The sequence below is a fragment of the Pseudomonas sp. genome (assembly GCF_050739995.1).
Lineage (GTDB): Bacteria > Pseudomonadota > Gammaproteobacteria > Pseudomonadales > Pseudomonadaceae > Aquipseudomonas.
The window spans coordinates 1-4,027 of record NZ_JBOICG010000064.1 but is presented as its reverse complement, the minus strand read 5'-3'; the positions used below and the strand labels follow the sequence as shown (position 1 = coordinate 4,027).

4 protein-coding genes are annotated in these 4,027 nt (G+C 63.2%); all 4 read left to right on the top strand.

Going from position 1 to position 4,027, the window contains the following annotated elements; translation table 11 throughout:
- A partial coding sequence (locus tag ACRESD_RS02335; protein ID WP_431749455.1) for an acyl-CoA dehydrogenase family protein occupies window positions 1-559 on the top strand: 559 nt, incomplete at its 5' end.
- A gap of 10 nt (window positions 560-569) precedes the next feature.
- Window positions 570-1,919 carry an MmgE/PrpD family protein gene (locus ACRESD_RS02330; RefSeq protein WP_431749454.1) on the top strand — a complete coding sequence of 450 codons (1,350 nt, stop codon included), beginning with the start codon at window positions 570-572 and terminating at the stop codon, window positions 1,917-1,919.
- A 9-nt stretch (window positions 1,920-1,928) separates the two neighbouring features.
- Complete coding sequence (locus ACRESD_RS02325) at window positions 1,929-3,122, top strand: CaiB/BaiF CoA transferase family protein (protein ID WP_431749453.1); 1,194 nt, start codon at window positions 1,929-1,931, stop codon at window positions 3,120-3,122.
- Between the two features lie 15 nt (window positions 3,123-3,137).
- The gene (locus ACRESD_RS02320; protein WP_431749452.1) at window positions 3,138-3,950 is read left to right on the top strand and encodes an HpcH/HpaI aldolase/citrate lyase family protein; all 813 of its coding nucleotides are present in this window, start codon (window positions 3,138-3,140) and stop codon (window positions 3,948-3,950) included.
- Window positions 3,951-4,027: the final 77 nt, after the last annotated feature.

Below are 4,027 nucleotides of genomic sequence, written 5' to 3'. Positions count from 1 at the left end.
GCCCATTGCCAACATGGTCAACCACGAAACCAACGAGTTGTTCTTCGACAACCTGGAGCTGCCACTCGACAGCCTGATCGGCGAGGAGGGCAAGGGGTTCAAGTACATCCTCGACGGGCTGAACGCCGAACGCACCTTGATTGCTGCCGAGTGCATCGGCGATGGCCGCTGGTTCATCGAAAAAGCCAGCGCCTATGCTCGCGACCGTGTGGTATTTGGTCGGCCCATCGGCCAGAACCAAGGCGTGCAGTTCCCGATTGCCGAGGCCCATATCGAAATCGAAGCCGCTGACTTGATGCGCTGGCGTGCCTGCGAGGAATACGACCGCGGCGCCAATGCCGGGGCCAGCGCGAACATGGCCAAGTACCTGGCGGCCAAGGCGTCCTGGGAGGCCGCCAACGCGTGCCTGCAAACCCACGGTGGTTTTGGTTTTGCCTGTGAATACGATGTGGAGCGCAAATTCCGCGAGACCCGTCTGTATCAAGTGGCGCCGATCTCGACCAACCTGATCCTGTCTTACGTGGCCGAGCACCTGCTCGAACTGCCACGCAGCTTCTGAGGGCCTGACTATGAGCCATACCCAAGCCTTGTGTCGGTTCCTTGCGGATCTGCATGACGAGCAATTGCCGGAAAACGTACTCGCGCGCACCGAAGACCTGTATCTGGATTGGCTGGCCTCGGCGCTGGCGAGCAAGGGCGCGCACCCGATCCCGCTGTTCGAACGTTATGCGCACAAGATGGGCCCGAGCAGCGGCCCGGCCCAGGTGATCGTCAATGGCGGCGGTAGCAGTGCGTATTTCGCCGCGCTGGTCAACGCCGCTTCGTCGCACTTGGTGGAGCAGGATGACCTGCACAACAGCTCGGTGCTGCACCCGGCCACCGTGGTATTTCCGGCCGCCTTGGCCGCGGCGCAGGACCTCGGCAAGTCCGGTCGCGAACTGCTGCTGGCGTCGGTCGCCGGTTACGAAGCCGGGATTCGCATCGGTGAATTCATGGGCCGTTCCCACTACCGCATTTTCCACACCACGGCCACCGTCGGCACGCTCGCCGCAGCGGTGGCCGTGGGCAAGTTGATGAACTTCAACGAAGAACAGTTCATCAACCTGCTCGGCAGCGCCGGCACCCAGGCCGCCGGGCTGTGGGAGTTCCTGCGCGATGCTGCGGACTCCAAGCAACTGCACACGGCCAAAGCAGCGGCGGACGGTTTGCTCGCCGCTTACCTGACGGCGGATGGCCTGACGGGCGCCCGCAATATCCTCGAAGGTGACCAGGGCTTGGCGGCCGGCATGTCCAGGGATGCCGAGCCGAGTCGGTTGTCCGCCGGTCTTGGCAGTCGCTGGGCCTTGCTGGAAACCTCGTTCAAGTTCCACGCATCCTGCCGTCACACCCATCCTGCCGCTGATGCGCTGTTGGGCCTGATGCAGCGTGAAGGCTTGAGCGCTGACGATATCGCTCGTGTGGAAACCCGTGTGCACCAAGGCGCGATTGACGTGCTTGGCCGTGTAAAAGTGCCCGCCACGGTGCACCAGGCCAAGTTTTCCATGGGCACGGTATTGGGCCTGATAGCGGTGCATGGCAAGGCGGGGCTGACCGAATTTCATGAGCTGGCGTTGAGTGACCCGGCCGTTGCCACGTTCCGCGACAAGGTCAGCATGACCCTCGACCCCGAAGTCGACGGCGCTTACCCGCAACGCTGGCTGGGTCGCGTCACCGTCACCACACTTGATGGCCGCCTCTTGCACGGTGGCATCGACGAGCCCAAGGGCGATCCGGGCAATACCTTGAGCCGCGCCGAACTGGCCGACAAATTCCAGCGGCTCTGCCAGTTCAGCGGCGCCCGCACGCCGGCCCAGGCCGACTTATTGATCGACAAGGTCTGGAACCTGCGCGATGCAGCGTCCATGGCTCACTGGCTTTGAGGAACTCCCATGACTAATCAACGACCGCTGGACGGCATCACCGTCGTCAGCCTGGAGCACGCGATTGCCGCACCCTTTTGCACCCGCCAGTTGGCCGACCTCGGCGCCCGGGTGATCAAGATCGAACGCCCAGGTGCCGGTGACTTTGCGCGTGGCTATGACGAACGGGTGCGCGGCCTGGCCTCGCACTTCGTGTGGACCAACCGCTCCAAGGAAAGCCTGACCCTCGACCTCAAGCAGGACGAGGCGGGGGATATTCTCGAAACCTTGCTGGCCGACGCCGATGTGCTCGTGCAAAACCTGGCGCCCGGCGCGGCGGCGCGCATGGGCTTGTCGTTCGAGGCGCTGCATGAGCGTTTTCCGCGGCTGATCGTCTGCGATATTTCCGGCTACGGCGAAGGTGGGCCTTACGAGAAGAAGAAGGCCTATGACCTGCTGATCCAGAGCGAGGGTGGCTTCCTGTCGGTGACGGGTGGCCCGGGTGAAGACCAGATGGCCAAGGCCGGTTGCTCGATTGCCGACATCTCCGCAGGTATGTATGCCTACAGCGGCATCCTTTCGGCGTTGCTGCTGCGCGGCAAGACGGGGCAGGGCAGCCGCATCGACGTGAGCATGCTCGAAAGCCTGGTGGAATGGATGGGCTACCCCATGTATTACGCCTTCGACGGTGCACCGCAGCCGCCGCGCGCCGGGGCGGCGCATTCGACGATCTATCCGTATGGCCCGTTCCCCACCGGCGACGGCGGCACGGTGATGCTCGGTTTGCAGAACGAGCGCGAATGGGCGGCGTTCTGTGACAAGGTTCTGCTCACCCCGGAGCTGGCGACGGATGAGCGTTTCTCCGCCAATTTCAAGCGTTCGGCCAACCGCGAAGTGCTGCGCCAGATCATCGTCGACCGCTTCGCGCAGTTGGACGCCGAGGCGGTGATCCAACGCTTGGAGCAAGCACAGATCGCCAGTGCGCGGGTCAACGATATGCAAGGCGTATGGGACCACCCGCAACTCAAGGCGCGGGACAGCTGGCGAGAAGTCGCAAGCCCTGCCGGGCCCTTGCCGGCGCTGCTGCCACCGGCGCGCAATGCCGCGTTTTCACCGCGAATGGATGGGGTTCCGGCGCAGGGGCAACACAGCCAGGCCATCCTCGATCAGCTCGGTTACTCGGGTGACGTTATCGACAGCCTGCGCGCCCGTGGCGTTATCTGATAAGGAATATAAGTGATGCCAAAGCCTTTAGTGCGTTCGGCCCTGTTTGTCCCTGGCAGCCGCCCGGAGCGCTTCTCCAAAGCCCTGGCCAGTGGCGCCGACGCGGTGATTGTGGATTTCGAAGATGCGGTGGAAGAGCCCCTCAAACGCCAGGCGCGGGATAACCTCGGGGCGTTTTTGAGTGCCCATCCTGAAGCCCATGTGTGGGTGCGCATCAATGCGCCGGAGCATGCCGAGCATTTTGAAGATGTGGCGTTCTGCAAAGCCCATGCAAATGTGGACGGTGTGCTGCTGCCGAAGGTGGAGAGTGCGGCACAGGTGGCCGTGGTGGCTGCTACCGGTAAAGTTATCTGGCCGATTATCGAAAGCGCCCGGGGCTTGCTGGCTATCAACGAGATTGCCCATGCGCCGCAGGTGGAGCGCTTGTCATTTGGTGGCCTGGACCTGGCCCTGGACCTGAACCTGAGCAGCCACTCGGCGGCGGCCCGATTCGCCCTGGACCAGGCGCGCCTTGCACTGATTGTGCATTCCCGCGCGGCCGGCCTGGTGGCACCGCTGGATGGCGTGCATCCGGCGATTGATGACCCTGAAGGCCTGGGCCGGTCGATCCGCCACGCTTATGAAATGGGTTTTGCCGGGGCGCTGTGCATCCATCCCAAGCAGGTCGCGGTGATCCACGCCGCATTGGCGCCCAGTGATGAAGAACTGGCCTGGGCGCAGCGCGTGGTGGATGGCGGGGCCCATGGGGCAGGGGCCTATCAGATCGATGGGCAGATGGTGGATGCGCCGGTGTTGCTGCGGGCACAGAGACTGTTGGCGCAGATATAACGGAAGAAACCGGTAGCAAAAATATGGGAGGGGGCTTGCTCCCGATGGCGGTGTGTCAGTCACACGATATACCGACT